Source organism: Novosphingobium beihaiense, from assembly GCF_022832375.1.
Classification (GTDB): domain Bacteria; phylum Pseudomonadota; class Alphaproteobacteria; order Sphingomonadales; family Sphingomonadaceae; genus Novosphingobium; species Novosphingobium beihaiensis.
Window position 1 is genome coordinate 472,667 of record NZ_JALHLG010000005.1, and the last position, 23,529, is coordinate 496,195.

21 protein-coding genes are annotated in these 23,529 nt (G+C 64.2%); 14 read left to right on the top strand and 7 right to left on the bottom strand.

Going from position 1 to position 23,529, the window contains the following annotated elements; translation table 11 throughout:
• The first annotated feature begins 5 nt into the window (after positions 1 to 5).
• From MTR66_RS05870 to MTR66_RS05910, 9 genes are all read left to right on the top strand, one after another.
• Positions 6 to 524 (top strand): CvpA family protein, encoded by a 519-nt coding sequence (locus MTR66_RS05870; protein ID WP_243918686.1) that lies wholly within the window; start codon positions 6 to 8, stop codon positions 522 to 524.
• A gap of 3 nt (positions 525 to 527) precedes the next feature.
• The gene (locus MTR66_RS05875; protein ID WP_243918688.1) at positions 528 to 959 is read left to right on the top strand and encodes an iron-sulfur cluster assembly scaffold protein; all 432 of its coding nucleotides are present in this window, start codon (positions 528 to 530) and stop codon (positions 957 to 959) included.
• A gap of 36 nt (positions 960 to 995) precedes the next feature.
• Positions 996 to 2,660, top strand: coding sequence for an MFS transporter (locus tag MTR66_RS05880; protein WP_243918690.1), 1,665 nt, complete (start codon positions 996 to 998; stop codon positions 2,658 to 2,660).
• Positions 2,650 to 3,693 (top strand): alanine racemase, encoded by a 1,044-nt coding sequence (alr, locus tag MTR66_RS05885; RefSeq protein ID WP_243918693.1) that lies wholly within the window; start codon positions 2,650 to 2,652, stop codon positions 3,691 to 3,693. The genes MTR66_RS05880 and alr overlap by 11 nt, the downstream gene beginning before the upstream one ends.
• 97 nt (positions 3,694 to 3,790) lie before the next feature.
• On the top strand, positions 3,791 to 4,351 hold the full coding sequence (gene phaR / locus MTR66_RS05890) for a polyhydroxyalkanoate synthesis repressor PhaR (RefSeq protein WP_243918695.1): 561 nt from the start codon (positions 3,791 to 3,793) through the stop codon (positions 4,349 to 4,351).
• Positions 4,352 to 4,416: 65 nt separating this feature from the next.
• Entirely contained in the window at positions 4,417 to 5,955 is a 1,539-nt protein-coding gene (gene proS, locus MTR66_RS05895; RefSeq protein ID WP_243918697.1) for a proline--tRNA ligase, read from the top strand.
• 24 nt (positions 5,956 to 5,979) lie between these two features.
• Positions 5,980 to 6,576, top strand: coding sequence for a DUF805 domain-containing protein (locus tag MTR66_RS05900; RefSeq protein ID WP_243918700.1), 597 nt, complete (start codon positions 5,980 to 5,982; stop codon positions 6,574 to 6,576).
• A gap of 50 nt (positions 6,577 to 6,626) precedes the next feature.
• Complete coding sequence (locus MTR66_RS05905) at positions 6,627 to 7,979, top strand: M28 family peptidase (RefSeq protein WP_243918702.1); 1,353 nt, start codon at positions 6,627 to 6,629, stop codon at positions 7,977 to 7,979.
• Positions 7,980 to 8,038: 59 nt separating this feature from the next.
• Entirely contained in the window at positions 8,039 to 10,294 is a 2,256-nt protein-coding gene (locus MTR66_RS05910; RefSeq protein ID WP_243918704.1) for a ribonuclease R family protein, read from the top strand.
• A 128-nt stretch (positions 10,295 to 10,422) separates the two neighbouring features.
• Here MTR66_RS05910 and MTR66_RS05915 read toward each other — a convergent pair whose 3' ends face one another.
• Complete coding sequence (locus MTR66_RS05915) at positions 10,423 to 10,878, bottom strand: universal stress protein (protein WP_243918706.1); 456 nt, start codon at positions 10,876 to 10,878, stop codon at positions 10,423 to 10,425.
• A gap of 164 nt (positions 10,879 to 11,042) precedes the next feature.
• Between MTR66_RS05915 and MTR66_RS05920 the strand changes: the two genes are divergently transcribed.
• The 5 genes from MTR66_RS05920 to lpdA are packed head-to-tail and all read left to right on the top strand — an operon-like array spanning position 11,043 to position 15,125.
• Positions 11,043 to 12,365, top strand: coding sequence for a pyruvate dehydrogenase complex dihydrolipoamide acetyltransferase (locus MTR66_RS05920; protein WP_243918708.1), 1,323 nt, complete (start codon positions 11,043 to 11,045; stop codon positions 12,363 to 12,365).
• Between the two features lie 9 nt (positions 12,366 to 12,374).
• On the top strand, positions 12,375 to 12,908 hold the full coding sequence (locus tag MTR66_RS05925) for a hypothetical protein (RefSeq protein WP_243918710.1): 534 nt from the start codon (positions 12,375 to 12,377) through the stop codon (positions 12,906 to 12,908).
• A 51-nt stretch (positions 12,909 to 12,959) separates the two neighbouring features.
• Positions 12,960 to 13,313, top strand: a complete 354-nt coding sequence (locus MTR66_RS05930; protein ID WP_243918992.1) for an acyl-CoA thioesterase — start codon at positions 12,960 to 12,962, stop codon at positions 13,311 to 13,313.
• Positions 13,310 to 13,705 carry an acyl-CoA thioesterase gene (locus MTR66_RS05935; protein WP_243918712.1) on the top strand — a complete coding sequence of 132 codons (396 nt, stop codon included), beginning with the start codon at positions 13,310 to 13,312 and terminating at the stop codon, positions 13,703 to 13,705. The genes MTR66_RS05930 and MTR66_RS05935 overlap by 4 nt, the downstream gene beginning before the upstream one ends.
• Before the next feature lie 4 nt (positions 13,706 to 13,709).
• Entirely contained in the window at positions 13,710 to 15,125 is a 1,416-nt protein-coding gene (gene lpdA, locus MTR66_RS05940; RefSeq protein WP_243918713.1) for a dihydrolipoyl dehydrogenase, read from the top strand.
• A 67-nt stretch (positions 15,126 to 15,192) separates the two neighbouring features.
• Here the strand turns inward: lpdA and MTR66_RS05945 are convergent, their stop codons facing one another.
• The 6 genes from MTR66_RS05945 to MTR66_RS05975 all read right to left on the bottom strand — a co-directional run bounded on the left by MTR66_RS05945 (position 15,193) and on the right by MTR66_RS05975 (position 23,518).
• Complete coding sequence (locus tag MTR66_RS05945) at positions 15,193 to 15,516, bottom strand: PilZ domain-containing protein (RefSeq protein ID WP_243918714.1); 324 nt, start codon at positions 15,514 to 15,516, stop codon at positions 15,193 to 15,195.
• A gap of 157 nt (positions 15,517 to 15,673) precedes the next feature.
• Complete coding sequence (locus tag MTR66_RS05950; protein ID WP_243918715.1) at positions 15,674 to 16,189, bottom strand: GNAT family N-acetyltransferase; 516 nt, start codon at positions 16,187 to 16,189, stop codon at positions 15,674 to 15,676.
• Positions 16,190 to 16,350: 161 nt separating this feature from the next.
• Positions 16,351 to 16,842: a DUF6438 domain-containing protein gene (locus MTR66_RS21160; RefSeq protein ID WP_327194486.1), complete on the bottom strand. Its 492-nt coding sequence runs from the start codon at positions 16,840 to 16,842 to the stop codon at positions 16,351 to 16,353.
• The gene (locus MTR66_RS05965; RefSeq protein ID WP_243918716.1) at positions 16,836 to 20,048 is read right to left on the bottom strand and encodes an autotransporter outer membrane beta-barrel domain-containing protein; all 3,213 of its coding nucleotides are present in this window, start codon (positions 20,046 to 20,048) and stop codon (positions 16,836 to 16,838) included. Before MTR66_RS05965 ends, MTR66_RS21160 begins: the two co-directional genes overlap by 7 nt.
• Positions 20,049 to 20,195: 147 nt before the next feature.
• The gene (locus tag MTR66_RS05970; RefSeq protein WP_327194487.1) at positions 20,196 to 22,517 is read right to left on the bottom strand and encodes a TonB-dependent receptor; all 2,322 of its coding nucleotides are present in this window, start codon (positions 22,515 to 22,517) and stop codon (positions 20,196 to 20,198) included.
• A gap of 41 nt (positions 22,518 to 22,558) precedes the next feature.
• On the bottom strand, positions 22,559 to 23,518 hold the full coding sequence (locus tag MTR66_RS05975; RefSeq protein WP_243918718.1) for a FecR family protein: 960 nt from the start codon (positions 23,516 to 23,518) through the stop codon (positions 22,559 to 22,561).
• Between the last annotated feature and the right edge of the window lie 11 nt (positions 23,519 to 23,529).

Consider the following 23,529-nt stretch of genomic DNA (forward strand, 5'->3'; position numbering starts at 1 on the left):
TGCCTATGACAGGCTTTGACATCGCCGTTCTGCTCTTCGTCGGGCTGGGCGCTATTACCGGCTTCCTGCGCGGGTTCGTGCAGGAGATTCTGGCGCTGGGCGCCTGGGTCTTCGCGATCCTGGCCATCCGCATGCTGCACACGCCGCTGACCTATTGGCTGACGGAGCATATCGGCACCGAATCGGGGGCAGGCGTGCTCGCCTTCGTCCTGCTGCTGCTGGTGCCTTACGTGGCGGTCAAAGTGGTGGCCGGATGGGCGGGCAAGGCAAGCCGGGCTTCGGTGCTCGGGCCGATCGACCGCGTGCTGGGTTTGGGCTTCGGCGCGGTGAAGGGCGTGGTGATCATCGTGCTGGGCTTTTCGGTGCTGGTGCTGGGATATGACACGATCTGGGGCCCCGAGGGGCGGCCGGACTGGATCACAAAGTCGCGCACTTATCCGTTCATCAATGCCAGCAGTGAAGCGCTGGTGCAGCTTATCGCCGAACGCCGCCGTGAGGCGGTGGCACAAGACAAGGAGGCCTGAGGCATGTCCGCCACGGTCCTCTATACGCCCGAAGTGCTCGGTCTTGCCGTTGAACTCGCGCGTGTGCCGCTGACGGACGATCTGCCGCTGCGGGGCGAGGCGCGCTCCAAGAGCTGCGGCAGCACGATCGTGCTGGGGTTGGATACCGCCGCTGACGGCACGGTCTCGAAAATCGGCGTGCGCAGTCAGGCCTGCGCGATCGGGCAGGCCGCCGCCGCCATATTCGTGCAGGGCGCGCCTGGCCGGGACGGCGGCGCCATCCACGCTGCGGGGAAGGCCATTGCCGCGTGGCTCGCGGGAGAGGCGGACATGCCGGACTGGCCCGGCCTTTCCACGATTGCCGCCGCGCGGGACTATCCCGCACGGCACGGTGCGGTCATGCTGCCGTGGAACGCAGCGATGCAGGTGCTTCCCAGCGGGTCTGTGGACGTCTAGAGCCCAAGCTCCGGGGTAGGAAACGGGGGAGAACGTATGGCAGACCTGCACCAGCATCCGCACGGGCCAGAGCCCAGCGCATCCGACATCCGGATGGTGATTGCGGCATCCTCCGCCGGCACAATCTTCGAGTGGTACGATTTCTTTATCTACGGCACGCTCGCCAGTTTTGTTGGCAAGGCGTTCTTTCCCTCGGTTGGCCCGACGTTGCAGATCCTGCTGGTCTGGGCCGGTTTCGCGGTCGGCTTCGGGTTCCGGCCGCTGGGCGCTATCCTGTTCGGCTATTTCGGCGACAAGCTCGGCCGCAAGTACACTTTCCTCGTAACGGTGACGCTGATGGGCATTTCGACGGCCGGTGTCGGCCTCACCCCGTCGGCGGAAACGATCGGGCTGTGGGCGCCGTTCATCGTCATCCTGCTGCGCATCCTGCAAGGCCTTGCACTGGGCGGGGAGTATGGCGGCGCCGCGATCTATGTGTCGGAACATTCGCCGCCCGGCAGGCGCGGCTATTTCACCGGCTTCATCCAGAGCAGCGTGGTCGGCGGGTTCGTGCTCTCGATCATCGTCGTCCTGCTCAACCAGGCGGCGTTTTCGGAGGATACGCTGGCGGACTGGGGCTGGCGCGTGCCGTTCCTGCTGTCGCTCGCGCTGCTGGCGATCTCGCTGTGGATGCGCCTCAAGCTTTCCGAAAGCCCCGTCTTCCTCGCCATGCGCGAAGAGGGCGAAATTTCGGGCAATCCCTTTGCCGAGAGCTTCACCTATCCCGGCAACAAGAAGCGGATCTTCGTCGCGCTGTTCGGGGTGACGGGTATCCTGACGACGATCTGGTACACGGCGTTCTTTTCGTCGCTGTCGTTCCTCAAGGGGCCGATGCGGGTCGATGCCACGGTGGTGGAAGTGGTCATCGGCCTGACCGCACTGGTCTCCATGAGCTTTTACGTCATGGTCGGCGCATGGTCGGACAAAGTGGGGCGCAAGCGGCCGCTGGTGATCGGCGCCGCCCTGGCGCTGGCGCTGCTGTTTCCGCTGTTCTGGGGGCTGGGCTCGCTTGCCAATCCCGGGCTGCAGGCCAGCGCCAGAGCCAACCCGGTGGTGGTTTCGGGCCGGGCGTGCAGCACTGACCCCTTTGCGGACCTCACCGGCAGCAAGCCGAGCGACTGCGGCAAGCTTCTGGAAACGCTGACGGCCAGCGGCGTGCCCTATTCGGTCAGGACTGCGGACGCACTTTCGCTGACCGTGGGCGGCCACGCCGTGGCGATCGCTCCCGAATGGCTCGCTGGCGATGCTGCGCACAAACAGGAAGCCGCAAAGGCGCGCAAGGCCGGGATAGAGGCGGCGCTTGCCGCCCGCGGTTTCGATTTCAGCGTGCAGCGCCCGGCGCTTCCGGCGCTGCTGGGGATCGCCGGTATCCTGCTGGTGCTCGGCGGCCTTTCGGCGCTGACATACGGCGGCGTGGCGGCGCAACTCACCGAAATGTTCCCGGCGCCGATCCGCTACAGCTCGATGTCTATTCCCTATCATATCGGCGCGGGCTATCTGGGCGGCTTCCTTCCGTTGATCGCCAGCTACATCAATGCGCGGACGGGCGATGCCTATGCAGGCCTGTGGTACACATGGGGCGTGGTGGCGTTCGGTCTGATAGTGGCGATCTGGGGCCTGCGCGGCGGGCCGCCTCGTGATTATGGTGACGATGCTTCTTGACGTACCCCGCCCGGCTCTGAGGCTTGGCTTCGATCCTGATGCTCTGCGTGCGAACTGGCAGGCGCTTGACCGGCTTTCCGGCGATGCGCGCGCCGGGGCCGCGGTCAAGGCGGATGGATACGGGCTCGGGGCCCGGCAGGTCGTGCCCGTTCTTCACGCCGCCGGATGCCACGATTTCTTCGTGGCCCACTGGTCCGAAGCCGATGCCTTGCTGGACATAGCCGCGCCTGGATCGATTTCCGTTCTGCACGGCCCGCTGACCGATGCCGATGTGGCCTTTGCTTTGGCGAGCGGCGCCACGCCGGTCATCAACTCGCTGGAGCAGGCACGGCGCTGGCTTGCGGCGGGCGGCGGGCGGTGTCACCTCATGGTCGATACCGGCATGAACCGTCTGGGCCTGCCGATGGCCGATCTGGGGGATGAAAGCGTTGCCGCGCTGGATGTGGACGTGCTGCTTTCGCACTTGGTTTCCGCAGAGGAGGAGACCCCGTTCAATGCCGTCCAGCGCGATCGCTGGGAGGAGGCCCGCAGGGCTGTGCTGCACCAGCGGGCGAGCCTTGCCAACAGTGCGGGCATAGCGCTCGGCAGTGGCTATCACGGCGACCTTACCCGTCCGGGGATTGCCCTTTATGGCGGTGTGCCGCGCGCGGAGATGGCCGGAGACTTGCGGCAGGTGGTGCGCCCGCAAGTGGCCATTTTGCAAGTGCGAAATGTCGCGGCCGGAGAGACGGTCGGCTACAATGCCACATTTACCGCGAAGACGGCGATGCGTACCGGCACGATCGCGCTGGGCTATGCCGATGGGTATCTGCGGTGCTGGTCCGGCAAGGGGCGGTTCCTCGCCGGCGGGCAGGTTCTGCCGGTGCTGGGCCGGGTGAGCATGGATATGACGGTCATCGACCTCAGCAGCGCGCCTGGCTTGCGTGAAGGGGATTGGGTTACGGCGGACTATGCACTGCCGGAAGCCTCCGCTGCGACAGGGCTTACCCAATACGAACTGCTGACCGTGCTCGGGCAGCGTTTCGCCCGTTAAAGTGCGTTAATTCCGTCTTTTGCTGCGCAGCAATTTGTGTTGCATTGCGACATCCCTGAATGGTAACGTATCCGCACAAGCACAATGGGGATTGGTAATGGCTGACAAGGCGTCGAACGACGACAACACGGTTATCATCAAGAAGTACGCCAACCGGCGGCTCTACAACACGCGCTCGTCGAGCTACATCACGCTCGATCATCTTGCGAAGATGACCCGTGAAGGCGTGGACTACAAGGTCCTCGACGCCAAGTCCGGTGCCGATATCACGCATACCATCCTGACCCAGATCATCATGGAAGAGGAAACCAACGGGGAGCAGATGCTGCCCGTGAATTTCCTGCGCGAGCTGATCGGCATGTACGGCAATTCGATGCAGTCGCTGATCCCGCACTACCTCGAAGCCTCGATGGAAAATTTCCGCGCCAACCAGAGCAAGCTGGCCAAGGCGTTCGAGGATAGTCTGGGCAACAATCCGCTCGCCAAGCTGGCCGAGCAGAACATGGCGATGTTCCGCGCAGCATCGGCGGCCTTCATGCCCGGCGCCGAAAAGGCGGAGGACAAACCCGCGGCCCCTGCCGAAGAGGGCGGAGACCTCTCCGCGCTCAAGGAACAGATGGCCGCGATGCAGAAGAAGCTTGACGCGCTGGGCAAATAAGGGCCAGCGGGTGCGCGCCGGGGGATGAACCTCCGGCCGTAACACCAAGTCAGGAAGAAGCACCCGTGTCTGCCATTCGCCACGCCCTCTCGACCAAGCGCGAGGACGATTTCGCCCAGTGGTATCAGGAAGTCATTTCCGAGGCTGAAATGGCCGAGGAATCCGGTGTTCGCGGCTGCATGGTCATCAAGCCGTGGGGCTGGGGCATCTGGGAGCGCATCCAGCGCCTTATGGATGACCGGATCAAGGCTGCCGGTGTCCAGAACTGCTACTTCCCGCTGTTCATTCCGCTGTCCTACTTCGCCAAGGAAGCCGAGCACGTCGAAGGCTTTGCCAAGGAAATGGCGGTCGTCACGCACCACCGTCTGATTTCGGATGGGCAGGGCGGGCTCGTGCCCGATCCCGAAGCGAAGCTGGAAGAGCCGCTGATCGTGCGTCCGACATCGGAAACAGTGATTGGCGCGGCGATGTCGCGCTGGATCCAGTCCTGGCGCGATCTGCCGCTGCTCACCAACCAGTGGGCCAATGTCGTGCGCTGGGAAATGCGCACCCGCATGTTCCTGCGCACCAGCGAATTCCTCTGGCAGGAAGGCCACACCGCGCACGCCAATCGCGACGATGCGATGGAAGAGACGCTGCGCGCGCTCGAAATGTACCGCGATTTTGTCGAGACTGAGCTGGCGATGCCGGTGATCACTGGCGAAAAGCCCGAGAACGAACGCTTCCCGGGTGCTGTCGCAACCTATTCGATCGAAGCGATGATGCAGGACGGCAAGGCGCTTCAGGCCGGCACCTCGCACTATCTCGGCACTGGTTTCGCACATGCTGCAGGCATTCAGTATCAGGACGCGGAAGGCGCGCAGCAATATTGCCATACCACCTCGTGGGGCACTTCCACCCGCATGGTCGGCGGCATGATCATGACGCATGGCGACGACGACGGGTTGCGCGTGCCGCCTGCGGTGGCGCCGCACCAGATCGTCATCCTGCCGATGCTGCGCGATAAGCCCGAGGACGCCGAACTGCTCGCGTACTGCGAAGCGCTGCGCAAGGATCTCTCCGCGCTGTCCGCGCTGGGCGAGCCGGTGCGCGTGCAGCTTGATAAGCGCCCGGGCAAGGCCACGCAGAAGCGCTGGGCCTGGGTCAAGAAGGGCGTGCCGCTGATCCTTGAGATCGGCGGACGCGATGCGGCAGGCGGTCAGGTTTCCATGCTGCGCCGTGACAAGCTGTGGAACGAGGCCGCCAAGGCCAACTTCGTGGGCATGCCCAAGGAACACTTCGTCGCCATGGCAGGAGCCGAGCTGGAGAACATCCAGTCCGCGCTCTTTGCAGAGGCGGAAAGCCGGCGCGATGCGCAGATCACCCGCGTTTCCAGCTTCGCCGAAGTCGAAGCCTTCTTCTCGGAAGACAAGCGCTATCCGGGATGGGTGGAAGCCGGCTGGGCGCGCCCGACGGGTGATGAACTTGAAGCCGTCGTCCAGAAGCTCAAGGCGCTCAAGCTCACCATCCGCAATACCCCGCTCAAGGCGGAGCCGGTCAGCGGTGCGTGCATTTTCACGGGACAGCCCGCCGTTGAAAGCATATACATCGCAAGGTCTTACTGACACGAACGCAGCAAGGGGAATGCGATGATCGAGGCTGTCCGGCATAATCTGTCGAACCTGACGAACTTTTCCGGCCGGGATTCGCGCTCCACCTTCTGGTTCTACATCCTGTTTCTGGTCATCATCCAGATCGTGCTCTACATCGGGTTTACGGTCTTCATGGGCGGCGCGATGATGGTCGATGCGGTCCAGTCCGCCCGCGACGGGGCCAATGAAGCCGCCGTACAGCATCAGGTCGTCCTGAAGATGGCCGGAATGATGCGAACGACGATGTGGATGTCCGTCACATTGTCCGCCGTCATGACGGCGATGACGGCGGCATCGTTCACCCGGCGGCTCCACGATTCGGGCAAGAGCGGATGGATCATGGGCCTGGCAGTGGTGTTGCAACTGCTCACGATCGTGCTGAGCATCGGCATGATCGGGGATCTCGTCACTTACATGTCATCGTTGAAGTTTGACGATCCGGCCGCGATGCAGGCCGCGGCGCGGGCCCAGCAGGGCAAGACCATGCTGCCCAATCTGGCAGGCTGGGCATCCTATCTCATCGTGATCGTGTTCGGCGTCTGGCCCTCCAGCGATGGCGACAACCGCTACGGGCCCGAACCCGAACACCTCTGATACCGCACGCCGCGCTTGCCAAGACAAGATCCCCGGCCGAAAGTCGCGCCATGATCAGACCCGCACCTATTTTTGCAGCAGGCCTGAGCGCCTTGTTCGCAGCCGCCTCGCCTGCAGGCGCCGGTACGCCTGAACAGGCAGAGGTATCGCAGGCCCGGCTGCAGGCCGAGGTTGAAACTCTGGTAGGGTTCGGCACCCGCCACACGCTTTCTTCGCAGACCGATCCGCACCGCGGCATCGGCGCTGCCCGGCGCTGGGCCGAGGCGCAGTTTCGCGCAAGCTCCAGGGCCTGCGGCGATTGCCTTGAAATCGTTACGCCCGAAACCATGGTGAGCGGAACGCGCATTCCCGCGCCTGTGCGTCTGGTAGATGTCGTCGCGATCCAGCGGGGCACTCAGCGGCCCGGCGAAGTGGTTATCGTGCAGGGACATATCGATAGCCGCGTATCCGATGTCATGGACGCTGCGAGCGATGCGCCCGGCGCCAATGACGATGGCTCCGGCACTGCGCTGGTGCTGGAGGCCGCGCGCGTCCTGTCCAGGCACAAGTTTCCCGCCACGATCGTCTATGCCGTGCTTTCGGGCGAGGAGCAGGGGCTCTACGGCGGCAAGCTGCTGGCCGACTATGCCGCGCGGCAGGGCTGGACGGTCAAGGCCGTGCTCAACAACGATATCGTCGGCGGATCGTGCGGATCGGACGGTTATTGCGACGATACCCATGTCCGCGTGTTCTCCGAAGGCCCGCGTGCCGATGCGACGGACAAGACGCGCGCCGCCGCCCGGCGTTTCGGCGGTGAGAATGACAGCCCGGGGCGCAACATATCCCGCTATATCGCCACAATGGCAGGCGATGTGCAGTCCGGGCTCGCCGTTCGTCAGATCTGGCGGGCCGATCGCATGGGGCGCGGCGGAGACCAGACGCCGTTTCTTGAAATGGGTTATCCGGCGGTGCGTTTCACCGTCGCGGTGGAGGACTATAATCGCCAGCATCAGGACCTGCGCACGCGGGACGGCGTGACCTATGGCGACACGGTGGCAGGGATGGATTTCCCTTATCTCGCCAAAGTCACGCGGTTGAATGTCGCCGCGCTGGCGGCGCTGGCCAGCGCGCCCATGCCGCCTGCGCCCGTAGCCGATGCCGCGGTGAAGACATGGACGGACGTGACATGGCAGCCGGTTCCGGGCGCAGCGGCCTACAACGTGTGGCGGCGCGCGACCGATGCTGCGCAATGGGAAGCGGGGCCCATCGTGACTGGCACCGGCCAGACCAGCGTCCGGCTTGAGGGGCTGCGCGGGGATGACTGGATTCTCGGCGTCAGCTCTCTTGCGGCGGACGGCAGCGAAAGCCCGGTGGCAGCGGCCGTGCCCGGCGGTGCGTTCGGGCCGCTCGCCGCGCAGCCATGACTGTGCGCGGATAGGCAGGCGCCATTGCATTCGGGCGTGTGAGGCCCCATGGCTGCGCGATGGCTCCCAGAAAACGGCCCGCGCCGGGCCTGCCGACGCGCAAGCAGATCCTCGACTTCATCCAGAACTCGCCGGTGCCCGCCGGCAAGCGCGAGATCGCGCGTGAGTTCGGCCTCAAGGGGCAGGAGAAGATCCAGCTCAAGGCGCTGCTCAAGGACATGGCCGAGGAAGGCCTGATCGACGGCAAGCGCACGGCCTTCCACAAGATGGGCGGACTGCCGAAAGTCACGGTGCTGCGCGTTGTCGATATCGAGGAAGGCGAGGCCATCGCCGTACCCGATAATTGGCAGCCCGAAGACGCCACGCCGCCGCCGCGCATCCGGCTGATCGAAAAGGGCCGGGGATCGGCGCTTAAGAAGGGCGACCGGGTGCTCTCGCGCACCGAAGAGAGCCACTCGGGCTGGCGCGCCTTCCCGATGAAGAAATTGACGCTGCGCTCCGAGCAGTTCCTCGGCGTCGTCGAGATCGACGGGGCGGGCAAGCCCTGGCTGGCGCCGGTCGACAAGCGCATTCGCAATTCCTCGCCGATTTCCGATCTGGGCGGGGCCGAGGCGGGCGAACTGGTGCTGGCGGAACCGGTGGGCCGCTCGGCCCGCGCTTCGGTGAAAGTCACCGAAGTGCTGGGCGAGCCGCTGGCGCCCAAGGCCTTCAGCCTGATCGCGATCCACAAGCACGGCATTCCCAATGTCTTTGGCGAAGAGACGCTGGAGGAAGCGCAGCGCGTGGCGAAGCTGCCGCTCAGCCCGGACATGCGCGAAGACCTGCGGCACTTGCCGATCGTCGCCATCGATCCGAGCGACGCGCGCGACCATGACGATGCGATCTGGGCCGAGCCGGACGGGGAAGGGGGCTTTCATGCCCTGATCGCGATTGCCGACGTTTCGTTCTATGTGCGTCCGGGCGGTGCCATCGACCGCGAGGCGCGGCGGCGCGGCAATTCGGTCTATTTTCCGGACCGGGTCGTGCCGATGCTGCCCGAAGTGCTTTCCGCCGATGTCTGCTCGCTGCGTTCGGGCGAGGACCGGGCGGCCATGGCCTGCCATCTGCACGTCGATTCGCACGGCAAGGTCCGCGACTGGCGCTTTACCCGCGCCACCGTGCGTATTCACGAAGTGATCGCTTATGAGGATGCGCAAGCGCGGATTGATAGCGGAGAGGCGGGGGAGAACCTGCAGAACCTCTGGGCCTGCTGGAAAGCTCTCGCCCATGCCCGCGAGCAGCGCGATCCGCTCGAACTGGAACTGCCCGAACGCCGGGTGAAGCTGGACGATCAGGGCCGCATTGCGGAGATCGCCATTCGCGAACGGCTCGATGCGCACCGCGTCGTCGAGGATTTCATGATCGCGGCGAACGTCGCGGCGGCCAAGGCGCTGGAGGCCAAGGTGGCGCCGGTCGTCTACCGCGTCCACGAAACGCCGAGCCGGGAAAAGCTGGTCGCGCTCAAGGACTATCTGGCAACGTTCGGCAAGAAGCTGGCGCTGGGGCAGGTGATCACGCCGGGCCTGTTCAACCGCATGCTCAAGGACATTGCCGACGAGAGCGAGAAGGCGCTGATCATGGAGGCCGTGCTGCGCAGCCAGACGCAGGCCTATTACGGCCCGCGCAACGAAGGGCACTTCGGTCTGGCGCTGGGCTCCTACGCCCACTTCACCTCGCCGATCCGCCGCTATGCCGACTTGCTGGTGCACCGCGCGCTGGTGGATGCCTATCACCTGGAGCAGCCCAAGCCGCAGAGCGATATCCCCGCGACTTCCGGCCTTTCGGACCGCGACCGGGACGATCTGGGCAAGGTTACCGAGGCCATCAGCCAGGCCGAGCGCCGCGCCATGGAGGCCGAGCGCGAAACGATCGACCGCTACGTTGCTGCATGGCTGTCCTCACGCGTGGGCGAGGTGTTCGATACCCGCATCACCGGCGTGCAGAAATTCGGTTTTTTCGCCACGATCATCGGCCTTGGCGGTGACGGGCTGGTGCCGGTTTCGACGCTGGGGGACGAACGCTTCGCCTATGACGAAAAAGCGCAAGTGCTTTCCGGCGAGGATAGCGGCACCAGCTATGCCGTCGGCCAGATCCTGCGGCTGCGCCTTGCCGAAGCGAATCCGCTGACCGGGGCGCTCAAGTTCGAACTGGAAGAAGGCGGCGGGCGCGTCGAGCCGCGCGGCAGGCCGATGGCGCTCAAGAAACGCGGCAAGCATATGGTGGGCAAGCGCGGGCGGCCCGGCAATATCCGCCATCAGGGGCGTGGCAAGCGGTAGGAGGCGTTTGGCTCCATGCTTCGACAAGCTCAGCATGAGCGGAAGTGCTGGAGTGTGTAGGGTGGTGATACGAACCGCTCACCCTGAGCTTGTCGAAGGGTGATGGAAGCAGGGCGCCTGCTGTCCGATTAACTCAGCTTTTCGATAGCGGCGGCATCGAGCCCGCCGGGCACCACGAACACCGGGCAGGTCATATGCGCCATGCCCGCGCCGGTGAAGTGCGCCACCAGCGGCCCGGGGCCGCCTTCCTTCGCCGCGCCGAGCACGAGGGCGGACACTTCGGGATGCTCTTTCAGATACTGGCGAACGACCTTGATATCCTCGCCCACGCGTACCGAAATCACCGGCATCTTCGCGCCTTGCGAAAGCAGGTTTCCGGCCGCGGCCGTCACCATGGTTTCGGCGCGGGCGCGGGCTTCCTCCTCGATCGTGGCCTGCACCCCGGCAAAAGCATTGAACTCCTGCGGCGGAACCAGCGCCAGCAGGTGCAGCACGCCGTCCGTTTTCGCAGCACGGCGCGCAGCAAACTGCAGCGCGATCAGCGCTTCCTCGGTTTCGTCGACAATGACCAGATAGACACGCATCGCTGTTCCTCTCCGAGGGGCTTATCAGATTATTCCAGATGCAGCGCAAGCCATCACCGGTGCGAAAAAAGGAACCGCTAGACGCTTGTGCGCGAAGCCCAACTTGTCCAAGGAGAAAACCAGCCCAAAACCTCCCCAGGATCACAAGGGACGATACTGCTTCCATGCCTATCGAAATCAAGATGCCCGCGCTTTCCCCGACGATGGAAGAAGGGAAACTGGCCAAATGGCTGGTGAAGGAAGGCGATACCGTCAGTTCCGGTGACATCATGGCCGAGATCGAGACGGACAAGGCCACCATGGAATTCGAAGCCGTGGACGAAGGCACGATCGGCAAGATCACAGTGCCCGAAGGGACCGAGGGTGTGAAGGTCGGCACGGTCATCGCGCTTCTGGCCGGTGAGGACGAAGACGCTTCCGCCGTGGCGGCTGCGCCTGCCGCATCCGAAGCGCCCAAGGAAGAGCCTGCCAAGGCTGACTCCAAACCCGCTGAACCCGCTGCTCCGGCGCCTGCCGCCCCGGCCGCGCCGCAAACCACCAACCGTTCGAAGGAGGACCGCGTGATCGCATCTCCGCTTGCCAAGCGTCTTGCCGCCGCCAAGGGCGTCGATCTCGACAGCCTGACCGGCTCGGGCCCGCGCGGCCGTATCGTCAAGGCCGATGTCGAGGCGGCGCAGCCCGGCACTGCCAAGCCCAAGGCCGCCGCTCCGGCACCCGCAAACGATGCTGCGCCCGCTGCCAAGCCCGCTACCGTGGAAATGGCCGCAGAAACCCGCGCGTTGCTGGACGACCGTATCCCGCACAGCGTGGAAAAGCTTTCGGGCATGCGCAAGACGATCGCACGCCGCCTTACCCAGTCCATGCAGGACGCGCCGCATATCTACCTCACGGTCGATATCTGCCTCGACAAGCTGATGGCGATGCGCGGCGAACTCAATGCCGCGCTGGAAAAGCAGGGCGTGAAAGTCTCGGTCAACGACATGCTGGTGAAAGCGCTGGGCAAGGCGCTGATCGACGTGCCTGAGTGCAACGTCAGCTTCGCCGGTGCCGAACTGATCCGCTACGAGCGGGCTGACGTTTCGGTCGCTGTCTCGATCCCCGGCGGTCTCATTACCCCGATCGTGCAGGATGCCAACGGCAAGTCCTTCTCCGAAATCGCCAAGGCGACCAAGGATCTCGGCAAGCGCGCCAAGGAAGGCAAGCTGCAGCCGCTGGAGTATCAGGGCGGCACCGCCTCGATCTCCAACATGGGCATGATGGGCATCAAGCACTTCACCGCCGTGATCAACCCGCCGCAGGCAACGATCATCGCCATCGGCGCGGGCGAGAAGCGCCCCTGGGTCATGCCCGACGGCTCGCTGGGCGTTGCCACGGTGATGACCGCCACCGGCAGCTTCGACCACCGCGCGGTGGACGGGGCCGACGGCGCGCGTCTGATGGCCGCGTTCAAGGAATACGTCGAAAATCCGCTGGGGATGGTCGCCTAAACAAACCTTATGCCAACCGAAGCCGCACCCAATTTAGTTGATTGGTTGACGTTGGCCGTTGCTGCGTTCGGCTCAGCCGCTGCCACATTTAGCGCGATTTGGATAGCAAGTAGGGAAGATCGTGAGGTCTTTGATCTTCATATTTCTTGGCAATGGTTTGGTGGCGGGAAATATGCGGAGTTACCTTTTGTATATATAAGCAACAGATCAAAGCAGTCGATAATTATCGTCGACATAGAATGGCTTCACGGGGCACTTAAAAGGTGTCCGGATCGAGGGACTGCGCTGTTTTATGAAGACCCCGGAGACCTTAATTTTCCCTATGAAGTACCAGCCGGTTCAACGGAAAAGCTTTTTCTGGATGAGGATGGTGCGCGCAACGCGTTTGAGAAGGCATCAAAATTCGCAAATTGGTTTGGTTGGCTTGGTAGGTCGTCCATGTGGCTCCGAGTCACTACAGTTAGGGGGACTAAAAAATTCATTGGTGGGGAGACAGCTCTCCGATGGGCAGATCGACCGCGTTGGGTGACTGGGGAGAAGTAGGTGGCCGATTCAATACTAACTGACGGCGAACTGGTCATCCGCGTGACGGCCATGCCCACCGACCTCAATCCCTACGGCGGTGTGTTCGGGGGCTGGCTGATGTGCCAGCTCGCGCTGGGCGCCGCGTCCTTCGTGACCCGGCGGACCGGCCTCAAGGCGCTGGTCGTCGGGGCGACGGACTTTGCCTTTCCCGGTGCCATGGTGGTGGGCGATGAACTCAACGTCTATGCCCGAATCGAACGGGTGGGCCGCACTTCCATGACGATTGCGACCCGCGGCGTCGGCCGGGCGCGCGCCAGCGAAGCCCACACCGATGTGGCGAGCGGGCAATTCACCTTCGTGGTGCTCGACGGGGAAGACCGTCCATGTGCCATCGCCGATGCGCTGGGAACCAACGTGGCATGACGAAAGAAATTCGCGAACCTGTCATCCGGATCACGGCCATGCCCGCCGATGCCAATGCCTATGGCGACATCTTCGGCGGCTGGCTGATGAGCCTGATGGACATGGGCGCCGGGCTGATCGCCGCGCGGCGCTCGCACGGCCGGGCTGTGACGGTGGCGATGGATGGCATGCAGTTCCACCTTCCGGTCAAGGTGGGAGACGAGGTTTCGGTCTATGGCACGCTGCTGCGCGCGGGCCGCACCTCGATGACGATCGCCATCGAGGCCTGGCGCAGACATCGCCACGAGGAAGAAGAAGTCAAAGTAACACAAGCCCAGTTCACCTTTGTTGCGGTGGACGGTAGTGGCAAGCCCAGAGCTATCGAGCAGGGCACAATCGATCAGGAGTATTGAAGCAGTGGCAGATTCCTACGACGTCATCGTTCTCGGTTCCGGCCCCGGCGGATATGTGTCGGCGATCCGCTGTGCGCAGCTTGGCCTTAAGACGGCTATCGTTGAGCGCGAGCTGCTCGGCGGGATCTGCCTCAACTGGGGCTGCATCCCGACCAAGGCGCTGCTGCGCTCGGCCGAAGTGTTCCACCAGATGCAGCATGCCAAGGACTATGGCCTGGCGGCGGAAAACATCACGGCCGATCTGGAAGCCGTGGTGAAGCGTTCGCGCGGCGTTGCCAAGCAGCTCAATCAGGGCGTCACGCACCTGATGAAGAAGAACAAGATCGCCGTGCACATGGGCACCGGCAAGCTGGTGGCGCCGGGCAAGCTGGAAGTGACCGGCGAGAAGGGCACCGAGACGCTGGAGGCCAAGCACATCATCCTGGCCGTGGGCGCCCGGGCCCGCGAATTGCCCAAGGCCAAGGCGGATGGCGAGCGCATCTGGACGTACCGCCATGCGATGACGCCCAAGGAAATGCCGAGCAAGCTGTTGGTCATCGGCTCGGGCGCGATCGGAATCGAGTTCGCCAGCTTCTACAATGATATGGGCGTTGACGTGACGGTCGTTGAGATGATGGACCGCATCGTTCCGGTCGAGGACAAGGACGTTTCGGCCTTCCTCGAAAAGCAGCTGGTCAAGCAGGGCATGAAGATCATGACCAAGGCGAACATCGGCACGATCGAGAAGACCGGCTCCGGCGTGAAGGTCGCGATCAAGGACAAGGCAGGCAAGGAAGAAACCACCGAGTTCAGCCACGTCATCGTCGCCATCGGCATTGTGCCGAATGTCGAGAATATCGGGCTTGAAGACCTCGCCATCGAGCCGGACAAGCGCTTCCACATCAAGGTGGATGGCTATGGCCGCACCAATGTGCCGGGCGTGTGGGCGCTGGGCGATTGCGTCGAAGGCCCCTGGCTGGCGCACAAGGCGAGCCACGAAGGCGTCACCACCGCCGAAGCCATCGCGCAGGAGCTGGGCAACAAGGAGGTGCATCCGCACCCGCTCGACCGCAGCAATATTCCGGGCTGCACCTACTGCCACCCGCAGATCGCCTCCGTCGGCATGACCGAGGCCAAGGCCAAGGAAGCCGGGTACGAGCTGAAGGTCGGCATGTTCCCCTTCATCGGCAACGGCAAGGCGATTGCCCTGGGCGAGCCGGAAGGTTTCGTGAAGACAGTGTTCGATGCCAAGACCGGCGAACTGCTCGGCGCGCACATGATCGGTGCCGAAGTGACCGAGATGATCCAGGGCTATGTCGTCGGCAAGACGCTGGAAACCTCGGAAGCCGAACTGATGAACACGGTCTTTCCGCACCCGACCATTTCGGAAACGATGCACGAAGCGACGCTCGCCGCGTTCGGGCGTGCGCTGCACATCTAAAGCGCAGCGATTTCGCGGTATTCAGGAAAGGGCGTGCCGGAAGGCGCGCCCTTTTCGTTTTACTGGATCAGGCCTGTTTGCCCGAGCGGGCAATGTGTTCGAAAACCGCGACATGGAGCGGCTCGGCGAATTCGCAGCCTACTGCATTACCCCGGGCCCAGCAGATTCGCGCCGTCAGCAATTGCATGCCGGGAATGCGGATGCGCAGCGGGATTTCCGGCCGGGCATCGGGCAGCCAGGCGATCCGGAAACCGCCGGGAGACAGATCCTCAAGCCGCGCCATCTTCCACGGACGGGTTCCCTGCCGCACTTCGCACAGCATCGCGACGCCCACCCGCTGCGAATCCTGCGCACGCTGGCCGTCGCTTTGGGTGGTCCGTTCGTAGTCCAAGGCTCTCTCCGTGACTGGAAAGGCAGCCTTGCCGCGGCAGCGTTACCATAGCGTTAGCGATAGCATGCGCCGGGGCATTGAACAGTGGATAACCCGAGAATTCCGGGCGGTGCAGCACCGCCACAGTGGCCGGGCGCCGCACCCCGTTTGCGGTATTCTAGCGGAACGTCTTGGACAGGACGACCAGCGTGGGATCGCCATCGAAGGGTTCGGGCGTGAATCCCTTTTCGCGCTCCAGTTCGATCGCGGCATGGTTGTCCCGGCTTTCGATGGAGATGACCCGGCGGCAGCCGCGGCCTTCGGCCTGCCTGGCGAGGAAATCGAGCATGCTCCAGCCCACCCCCTTGCCGCGATGGTTGCCGCAAACCGAAATGGCGATTTCGCACGTATCCAGCGGACCGTCGCAGGCGAGCAGCCCGGAAGCGACGATCTGGCCGCTCGCCTTGTTGACGGCGAGCCACGATTCGGTGCGGAAATGATCGGTGTGGACCAGCGGCGCGAGCTGCTCGTGCGTCACATGTTCTGCCGCGGCCAGAAAGCGGAACCGGCGGTCCTCGTCGGATACACGATCAAAGAATGCGGCCAGTTCCGGCTCGTCAGCCTCAGTAACGGGACGAACGTCGAGTTCGATTCCAGACCGCGTGGCCAGCGTGATGGTGTCGGAAAGAGACATGGAAGAAGAACTCCGATGAGAGGGTAGCTGCTCCCTAGTTCGCTATCGGGCCTCTTGCCTTGATCAAGATCAGCCCTTGTCCTGCGCCCAGGCACAATACCAGACGGCGGCAGCACAGGGAACGGAAAGTAGAAAGGCCCTCCATCGCCCAAAGGCGGGCACTACCCGCCAATCCATCCCGCCACACCAAGGCGCTGGATCTGCTGGTCCAGGAGCCGTTCGATCATGGCGCCATCGGCAGTCTTGCATCCCATTTTATAGCGCAGGACCGTGCGCTGCCCATCTTCCCCAACCCATTCCAAAGTCAGGTCCGATGTGTCCATGGGATGGTTCTCGCAAGGCCAGTCCCGCACGCTGCCTGACGGCGGGCGTATGGGGGCTACGGCTCTGCTCACGTCTCCGTATGTCTTTCGGGAAACCGCGCGGGAACGCGAGCCGGCCAAGGCGGTGTGCTGCAGTCCCTCGAAACGGACCAGACCGCCCGGTGTCACGCTGACCTGATAGACGGGGCAAAAGCCGTGACACGGGCCCTGCGAGATAACGATTTCCTCCCGTTGCGCCGCTGTTTTTCTGCTGCCCGGCGCCACGGTGCATCCCCCTGCCATAAGCAGGAGAATGCACGCTGCACCGACGCAAGCGAAGGTCTTTACCATTTGACAGTCACGCTGCCGCGCAAAGCGAGATTGACTTCGCCGTGGCGCTCATCGGCCGACAGTTCGCCTCCCATGATGAAACCAGCGGGACCGCCATAGGCCCGCAGCCGGGCGAACCAGCCGCTGGTCGAACCATCGGGGGAAAGCGTGAAGGCATTGCCCTGCGTTACTTCGCCGGTACCAAAGCGGGCCGTCGTGGCGCCCAGATCGCCGCTCAGCACTTCGCGCCAGCCGCCTTCGGTTTCGATGCGCATCCAGTTTTCGTCGCGTGCGTGCATGCCCATGAGATCGAAACCTACGGTCATGCCCGCGTTGAGGCCCATTTCGTCGCTGGTGCGGCCGTCTACGGTCAGATCGAGCGCATCGTCGCCGGTTTCGGCGTAACCGTCTTCCTTCAGGCGGACGTAATCTAGCGACACCTGGGGGCGGAAAAAGAAGAACTGGCTGCCGCCTTCTGCCGAGGCACCGGCAATGAAGCTGACGAAGTTGCCGTTCCAGCTTCCGTCGATGGTGCGCTTCACATCTCCGTCCGCAGTGACGCCGGAGAACGTGCGCTCGCTGTCGAAATCGGAATGCCCGATCGAAGCGCGGGCGAAACCGCCGAAAGCGCCCCAGTGGCCGCGCCAGTGCACGGCCCCTTCCAGTGAGCCGGATTTCACTTCGCTTGCCGCACCGATCGTGTGACGGTTCCACAAGTAGGATATCGTTGCGCCGAAGTAGCCAAGGCCAGTCTTGTATTCACCGGTAAGCGACCAGGCATAGCCGCTGAGATCGTAGGCCGCCGTCTGCTTGGCGTCCTTGTCGCTGCCCCAGAATGCGAGGTTCACAGACGTGGCGATCTTGTTCTCGCTTTCAATCGGGTTCGGCGGATCCTGCAACTGCCGGGCAAGCGTGCGGACGCCAAGGCTGATCCCTTCGAACGCGCCGCCGGCATGGTCGGGCAGCATCTGGCCAACGGTGTCGCGGAAAGTATCGCCATCCGTGATCGCCAGGAACACGTCCTCGGCCTCGTCGTCGTTCGAAAGCGCGGCGAAAACCGCATCGTAGGCACTCGCCTGCGACCGGTTGAGCCCCAGTTCGGCAACCGAACGCCGCGCAACATCGACGACGATCGTATTGGCAGCGGCGTCTTCGTCGAGCTCTGCCTTGAACATGAAGGGGACGAGATCGGTTGCCGTTTCCAGGTTGTCCAGCCCGCTAATCGCTCCGGCTGTCAGGACCTGATAGCTTCCTTCCGCGGTGGAAACGTCGGCCAGGCGGAGCGCCAGTTTCGATCCTTCGGCAAAGCTTGCAGTGCCGGAGACGGTATAGGCGGTTCCCTGACCGGACGCGGCGTCGAGCGTTGCCACCAGGATGCCGTTCTCGCCGACATCCAGCGAGCCGATCTGGGCAGGGCTGCGCACATCGAGAATGCCGCTGTTGACTTTCACCGAGGCCTGGGCCGCGTTCAGCAGGCTGCCGGTAAAGGCAGAGCTTCCCGCCAGCGTCAGCATGTCTGCGCCGCCGCCAAAGTCCAGCGTTCCCGAGAAGGCCGAACTGCCTTCCAGCATCATCGTATCGGCCCCGCCGCCAAAGCTGACCGTGCCGCTCTGGACCGCATCGCCCGACAGTGCGAGCGTATCGTTGCCGCCGCCGAATGTGACATCCCCGTTCACGGTCCCATCGGCGATGGAAAACGTGTCGTCTCCGCTGCCGAAACGGACATCGCCGGTGATCGACGGGGCGTCGTACCCGGATGCCACCTGGGTCTGGCGCACGGTTGCGCCCTGGGTGTTGGCGGACAAGTCGATGGCAATGTTGCGGCCGGAACCGGCCTCGGCGCCGCTTGCGCTGATGGCTCCGCTGTTTTCCAGCAAGGCTACAGTGCCGCTTTCGTCCAGAACGGCCGTGGCGGTGCCATCCTCGCCAGCGGTTGCCTTGATCGTGCCGCTGTTGCCGATGGCCGGCAGGCTGGCGCCCGCCTCGATATGGATCGCAGTCGTCCTGGCGGTTTGCGCATTGCCTCCGTTGGCACTGATCGTGCCGGAGTTCTTCAGTTCGGGCACCTGGACGCCCGCACCGATGCGAATGGCCGTTGCGCTGCCGCCGTTGGACACTGCCGTTACCGTGCCGCCGATCCCGATACCGTTGGCGATCGAGACGGCGCCGCCGCGGCCGCCAATGGCCAGAGCCGTGGCATCGATACCGGAATAGAGGCCGCGCCCTTCGATCGTACCGTCGATCTGCAGGCCATAACCGTTCGCCGTTCCCGCAACCGGCCCAATCGCGATGTCACGATCGGTGGCGCCGACCACCATGGCCGGGGCGGCTCCATAGGAAACGACCTTGGCGGAGCCTTCCTCCGCATCGGGAATGCCGTCGGCGTCTTCATCGGCGTTGTCCGGATCGCTGTCCGCCGGGGGAACCGCGAGAATAATGCCGCCGGACACGTTGCCTTCGACGATGAGCGCCGATCCGCCCTGCAACAGATCGTCCTCGTCGAGCTTGGAGGTGCCGGCGGGCACTGTCGTGTAGCGATAGCCGGTTGCCGAGACGGTTCCCTGCACCACCATGGCACCGCTGACATCCCCCGCGAAGCGGGCCCCGATGGCGTCCTCGCCCACGGCCTTTACCGAACCGGCGAGCCTCACATCGCCGTCGATCGCACCGGCTTCGATCGCGGTCGAGCGGTCTCCGGTCACGGCCGTTTCGCCATTGTGGACGAAGTCGCCCGTCAGCGTGCCGCCCAGTGAGATCCCGGCGGAATCGTTACCCTGCACCGTGATCTTGCCGGTGTTGGAAACATTGCCTGTATGCGCTCCTTCGGTGCGAATGCCGTAGCGATTGGAGCCCAGGGCATAGGGACCATCGAGATCGCCATCGTTGTCTTCGTCCTCCGGGGCATAGGGCTCGTCGACAGTGATCGTGCCGCCATTCGTGATGTCTCCGCTGGTGCCGGAAAGGGCGGCGATGCCCGCAGAGCCGTTTGTCACCGTTACTGCTCCGGCATTGGTCACGGCGTGGTCGCTATCCATGGTGACGGCTGTGCCGCCGGTCAGCACCACCGAACCGTCTCCGGTGATGTTGATCGTGTCCGCGGCGCCATCCTTGATCGTGGAGGTCCGCAGCGGTGTGGTCTTCTGGGTGGTGATATCCTCCGCGCCTGCCGAGTGCGCACCGGCGGCAAGAGCGAGGAGGGCGGTGGAAGCAAGCAAGTAACGCGACATCTCAATCCCTTCAGGTCGGTATCGACCGGATGGACGGAGCGGATCGCGCGCAGCCTTGAAAAAAGTTTCCGGGGCGGAATCGAATTCACACGGCAGCGTGCCGGAAAGGCACTATTCGCAGCGCTCGGAGCTGCATTCCCGCAGCCCTCAGAATGTGGTGTCGATCCCGATGCGCAAGGTGCGGGGCCTCAGCGGGGTGACTTGTTCGCGCCCGGTGCCGAAGGGGGTTCCGAGCGAGAAACGGTTGCCGCGTTCATCGGTGATGTTGGTGATACCCAGCGTCACGCCCAGTCTGCGGTTGCCGATCCGTGCGCTGATACCCGTGTCGAGATAATCGCCTTGCGAAGCCCCGAGCTCAGGCCCGACACCAAGCCTGGACCGGCCGACATAGCTGGCCCAGCCTTGCGCCTGAAGCCGTATGTCCCCTTTGATTTCCCGATCCCAGGCAAAGCCCAGGCGGGCGGCCACATGGGCGATGTTGGGAACCTGCATGGCCCTGGCATTGAGCAGCGCCAGCGGCAGCACGGGCTTGTCCACTTTGCTCTGGTTCCACGCCACGCCGGCTTCCAGGCGCAGCCCCGGCAGAACCAGCGCGCCACCGGACAGACTGACAGTCCAGATCCGGCCATCGCCGATATTGGCCGTGCTGGGCAGTCCAGTGGTATCGATGAAGTCGGCCTGGATATCCTGCCAGCGCGTATAGGACAGGCTCATGGCCATATCGAAAGCACCATGACCGCGGCGGCCATGGCGGGCTCCGATCTCGAACGTCTGGGTGCTGTCGTTGCGGAACCGGCGCACATAGTCGCTTTCTATGGCGAGGCCGCCGGGCCGGAACCCTTCCTGATAGCGCAGATAGAGCGCTGAACGCGGCGCAAGTTCCAGATGCAGTGCAAGCGAGGGCAGCGCTTTCGTATACGTCCGGCTGGCGGTGATCCCGCTGCCGGCAAAGGCCATGATGATCTCCGGCCGGATATCTTCGCCTTCGCCATCGAGCCATGACCAGGTGATGCGCCCTCCCGCCGTCGCTACGAGCGGCGGTGCGAGCCGCACGCTGGCTTCGCCGTAGAGCGTGGCCTCGTCTATCGCGTTGCGCACACCTGCCGTTGTGCTTCTGAGCCCGGCGGCACTGAACAAGCGTTTCAGCTCGGTCTTGTTGTGCGTAAAGCTCACCCCGGCAAGCCAGCCGAAGCCATGGCGTTCAGGCATCCAAACGCGGGTTTCGTTCGCCACCATCCGGGTGCGGTTGGTTTGCGTGAAGAGCCGGGGCGCCCCTTCCGGCAGCGAAGCATCGTAATTCTCACGCAGCGACTGATGCACCAGTCCCGTGGTCGAACGCAGGCGGACCGCACCGATCTGTCCCGATACGACGAACTGCCCCATTGCATAGTCTGCGTGCGCCGTTTCCGGAACGCGGGCGGAGTTTTCGAGCGGCGCGCCATCGCGGTCTGCATATTGGCTTCCTGCCGTGTCGGTCGTCTGGCCCAGCGCCAGAACCTCCACGGACCAGCCCGGCGCTGGGTCAAACCGCAGCGTGGCACGGCCGCCGAGAATATCGGTGCGGTTGACATCGCGGCGCCCCAGCAGCGGCTTGTCGATATATCCGCCCATCCGCATGGCATCGGCAGTTGCCCGCAGAGCCGCCTTGCCTTCGGCCAGCGGCAGATTGACGACTGCCGCGGCGTCTCCGCCCGGGTTGCCATGCTGTGTCAGCGCCCCGCCCAGCACGCCGGAGAAGCTGGCCGTATCGAGTTGCGGTCTGTTGGGGACGAGGCGAATGATGCCTCCCAGCGAACCGGCGCCATAGAGCGTGCCCTGCGGCCCTTCGAGCACTTCGACCCGGGCCATGTCGGACAGGCGAAGATCCGGATCGGGCGCGTTGTAGGTCAGGCGCAAGTCACCCAGGTATTGCCCCACCGTGGCCTGCGTCGGCCCGGTGAAGCTCGAATCCGCAATGCCGCGGATAAACAGCTTGTTCCGCCCGCTGCCAAGGTGCGTGGAAGCGACTGTCGCCAGTTGCTGCGTGATCTTCTCGGTCCCGCCGGTTCCCCCTGCGTTCAGCACTTTGCCGTCGAGCACGGCGACCTGGCCGGGGACCTGATCGATCGTCAGGCCGCGCTTGGAGGCCACTACGACAATCGGCTCCGGCGGCGGGCCAGCCATCGCTGGGGCAGGGGCGTGCCTGTGCGGTCTGGCCCTATTCCTGCCTGCGCGCGCCGGAACGGGTTCGATGCGCCAGGCCGCTGGTCCCGTGGGCACCGCGCGTCCCCCCGCGGCCCGGGCAAGGCGCCGCACCGCCTCGGCCGTATCGAAACGCCCCCGGATCTCCGGCACGGGCCGGGCCGCCAGTGCCGGATCGAGAATGACGATGCTGGTTCGGGTCTGGCGTGCGATCTCGATGGCAACGGTTCCGGCCTGGCCTGGACGGGCCGCAATTTCGGCCTGCCCCGCCAGTGCGGGCGTGGGCACTGTCAGCGCCGCTGCAAGAAGATACCGCCCCGTGCGCATATTCAGGGAGTGCCGATGACCCAGCCTTGACCGCGGGGGGTGACGTTCAGCCCTAGCAGACTGCCCAGCACGCCCGGGTCCTTGCGAATAGGATCGATCAGGACCGAACCGGAAACGGTGCCCGCGTTTTTGGCGCCGCGCACTGAAAAGGGAATGCCGGTCGTTCGCGTCAGTTCTGCCGCCACCTGATCCAGCGAGGCGCCTTCGAAGGTAAGGCGGCCCTCGCGCCATTCGCCGATCCGGTCCATGGCGATGGGAGAGAGAACGTAGCGGTTCGAACCCGCCGCCCGCGCGAGGATCTGACCGGGAGAAATCCGCACATCCTCCGCCTCCGGATTGAATTGCACCGCCCCTTCCGAAACGGCAACGCTCATGCCGTGGCGGTCATGGCGCACGTCGAAGACAGTGCCGATGTCGACAAGCCGGTCTTCGCCCACGGCAACCTGGAACGGGGCCTTTGGATCATGCCGGACGGTGAACAGCGCTTCCCCGCGTTCAAGCCGCGCCCGCCGCGCATCGTTGTGATCGAGTTCGATCCGCGTACCGCCGGACAGGGCAATCGAAGTGCCATTCTCCAGTTTCACCGTGCGCGTTTCACCGGGGGCCGTGACAATCACAAAAGGGGCAGGGCGTTCGCGCTGCCAGAACCCGATGCCGAGCACCAGTGCGGCCGACGCGGCCAGAGCTCCACCGAGCCACCTGCGGCGCGTGGCAGCGGCTGGAGTGAGCCGTGTTTCCTCCGCCGGTGAACCGTCATTGGCCGGGCCTGCGGACCGCAGCAGGTCAGCGCCATCCAGCACGGCTGCGCAAACGGCATCATAGGCCTCGGCATGTGCAGGCTCCGCTTCGAGCCAGGCCGTAAACGCCGCCCATTCGGTGAAACCGGGATCGTTCGTGCGCACGGCCCAGCCGAGGGCCTGCTCGCGGATTGTCTCGTCGCGATTAGTCTCGCCACTGGCCATTGCGGGCTCCT

Bases quoted from the DNA above. Each gene is read 5' to 3' on its own strand.
- MTR66_RS05870 (WP_243918686.1), top strand. From the start codon at position 6: ATGACAGGCTTTGACATCGCCGTTCTGCTCTTCGTCGGGCTGGGCGCT.
- MTR66_RS05875 (WP_243918688.1), top strand. From the start codon at position 528: ATGTCCGCCACGGTCCTCTATACGCCCGAAGTGCTCGGTCTTGCCGTT.
- MTR66_RS05880 (WP_243918690.1), top strand. From the start codon at position 996: ATGGCAGACCTGCACCAGCATCCGCACGGGCCAGAGCCCAGCGCATCC.
- alr (WP_243918693.1), top strand. From the start codon at position 2,650: ATGCTTCTTGACGTACCCCGCCCGGCTCTGAGGCTTGGCTTCGATCCT.
- phaR (WP_243918695.1), top strand. From the start codon at position 3,791: ATGGCTGACAAGGCGTCGAACGACGACAACACGGTTATCATCAAGAAG.
- MTR66_RS05900 (WP_243918700.1), top strand. From the start codon at position 5,980: ATGATCGAGGCTGTCCGGCATAATCTGTCGAACCTGACGAACTTTTCC.
- MTR66_RS05905 (WP_243918702.1), top strand. From the start codon at position 6,627: ATGATCAGACCCGCACCTATTTTTGCAGCAGGCCTGAGCGCCTTGTTC.
- MTR66_RS05910 (WP_243918704.1), top strand. From the start codon at position 8,039: ATGGCTCCCAGAAAACGGCCCGCGCCGGGCCTGCCGACGCGCAAGCAG.
- MTR66_RS05915 (WP_243918706.1), bottom strand. From the start codon at position 10,878: ATGCGTGTCTATCTGGTCATTGTCGACGAAACCGAGGAAGCGCTGATC.
- MTR66_RS05920 (WP_243918708.1), top strand. From the start codon at position 11,043: ATGCCTATCGAAATCAAGATGCCCGCGCTTTCCCCGACGATGGAAGAA.
- MTR66_RS05925 (WP_243918710.1), top strand. From the start codon at position 12,375: ATGCCAACCGAAGCCGCACCCAATTTAGTTGATTGGTTGACGTTGGCC.
- MTR66_RS05930 (WP_243918992.1), top strand. From the start codon at position 12,960: ATGCCCACCGACCTCAATCCCTACGGCGGTGTGTTCGGGGGCTGGCTG.
- MTR66_RS05935 (WP_243918712.1), top strand. From the start codon at position 13,310: ATGACGAAAGAAATTCGCGAACCTGTCATCCGGATCACGGCCATGCCC.
- MTR66_RS05950 (WP_243918715.1), bottom strand. From the start codon at position 16,189: ATGTCTCTTTCCGACACCATCACGCTGGCCACGCGGTCTGGAATCGAA.
- MTR66_RS21160 (WP_327194486.1), bottom strand. From the start codon at position 16,842: ATGGTAAAGACCTTCGCTTGCGTCGGTGCAGCGTGCATTCTCCTGCTT.
- MTR66_RS05965 (WP_243918716.1), bottom strand. From the start codon at position 20,048: ATGTCGCGTTACTTGCTTGCTTCCACCGCCCTCCTCGCTCTTGCCGCC.
- MTR66_RS05975 (WP_243918718.1), bottom strand. From the start codon at position 23,518: ATGGCCAGTGGCGAGACTAATCGCGACGAGACAATCCGCGAGCAGGCC.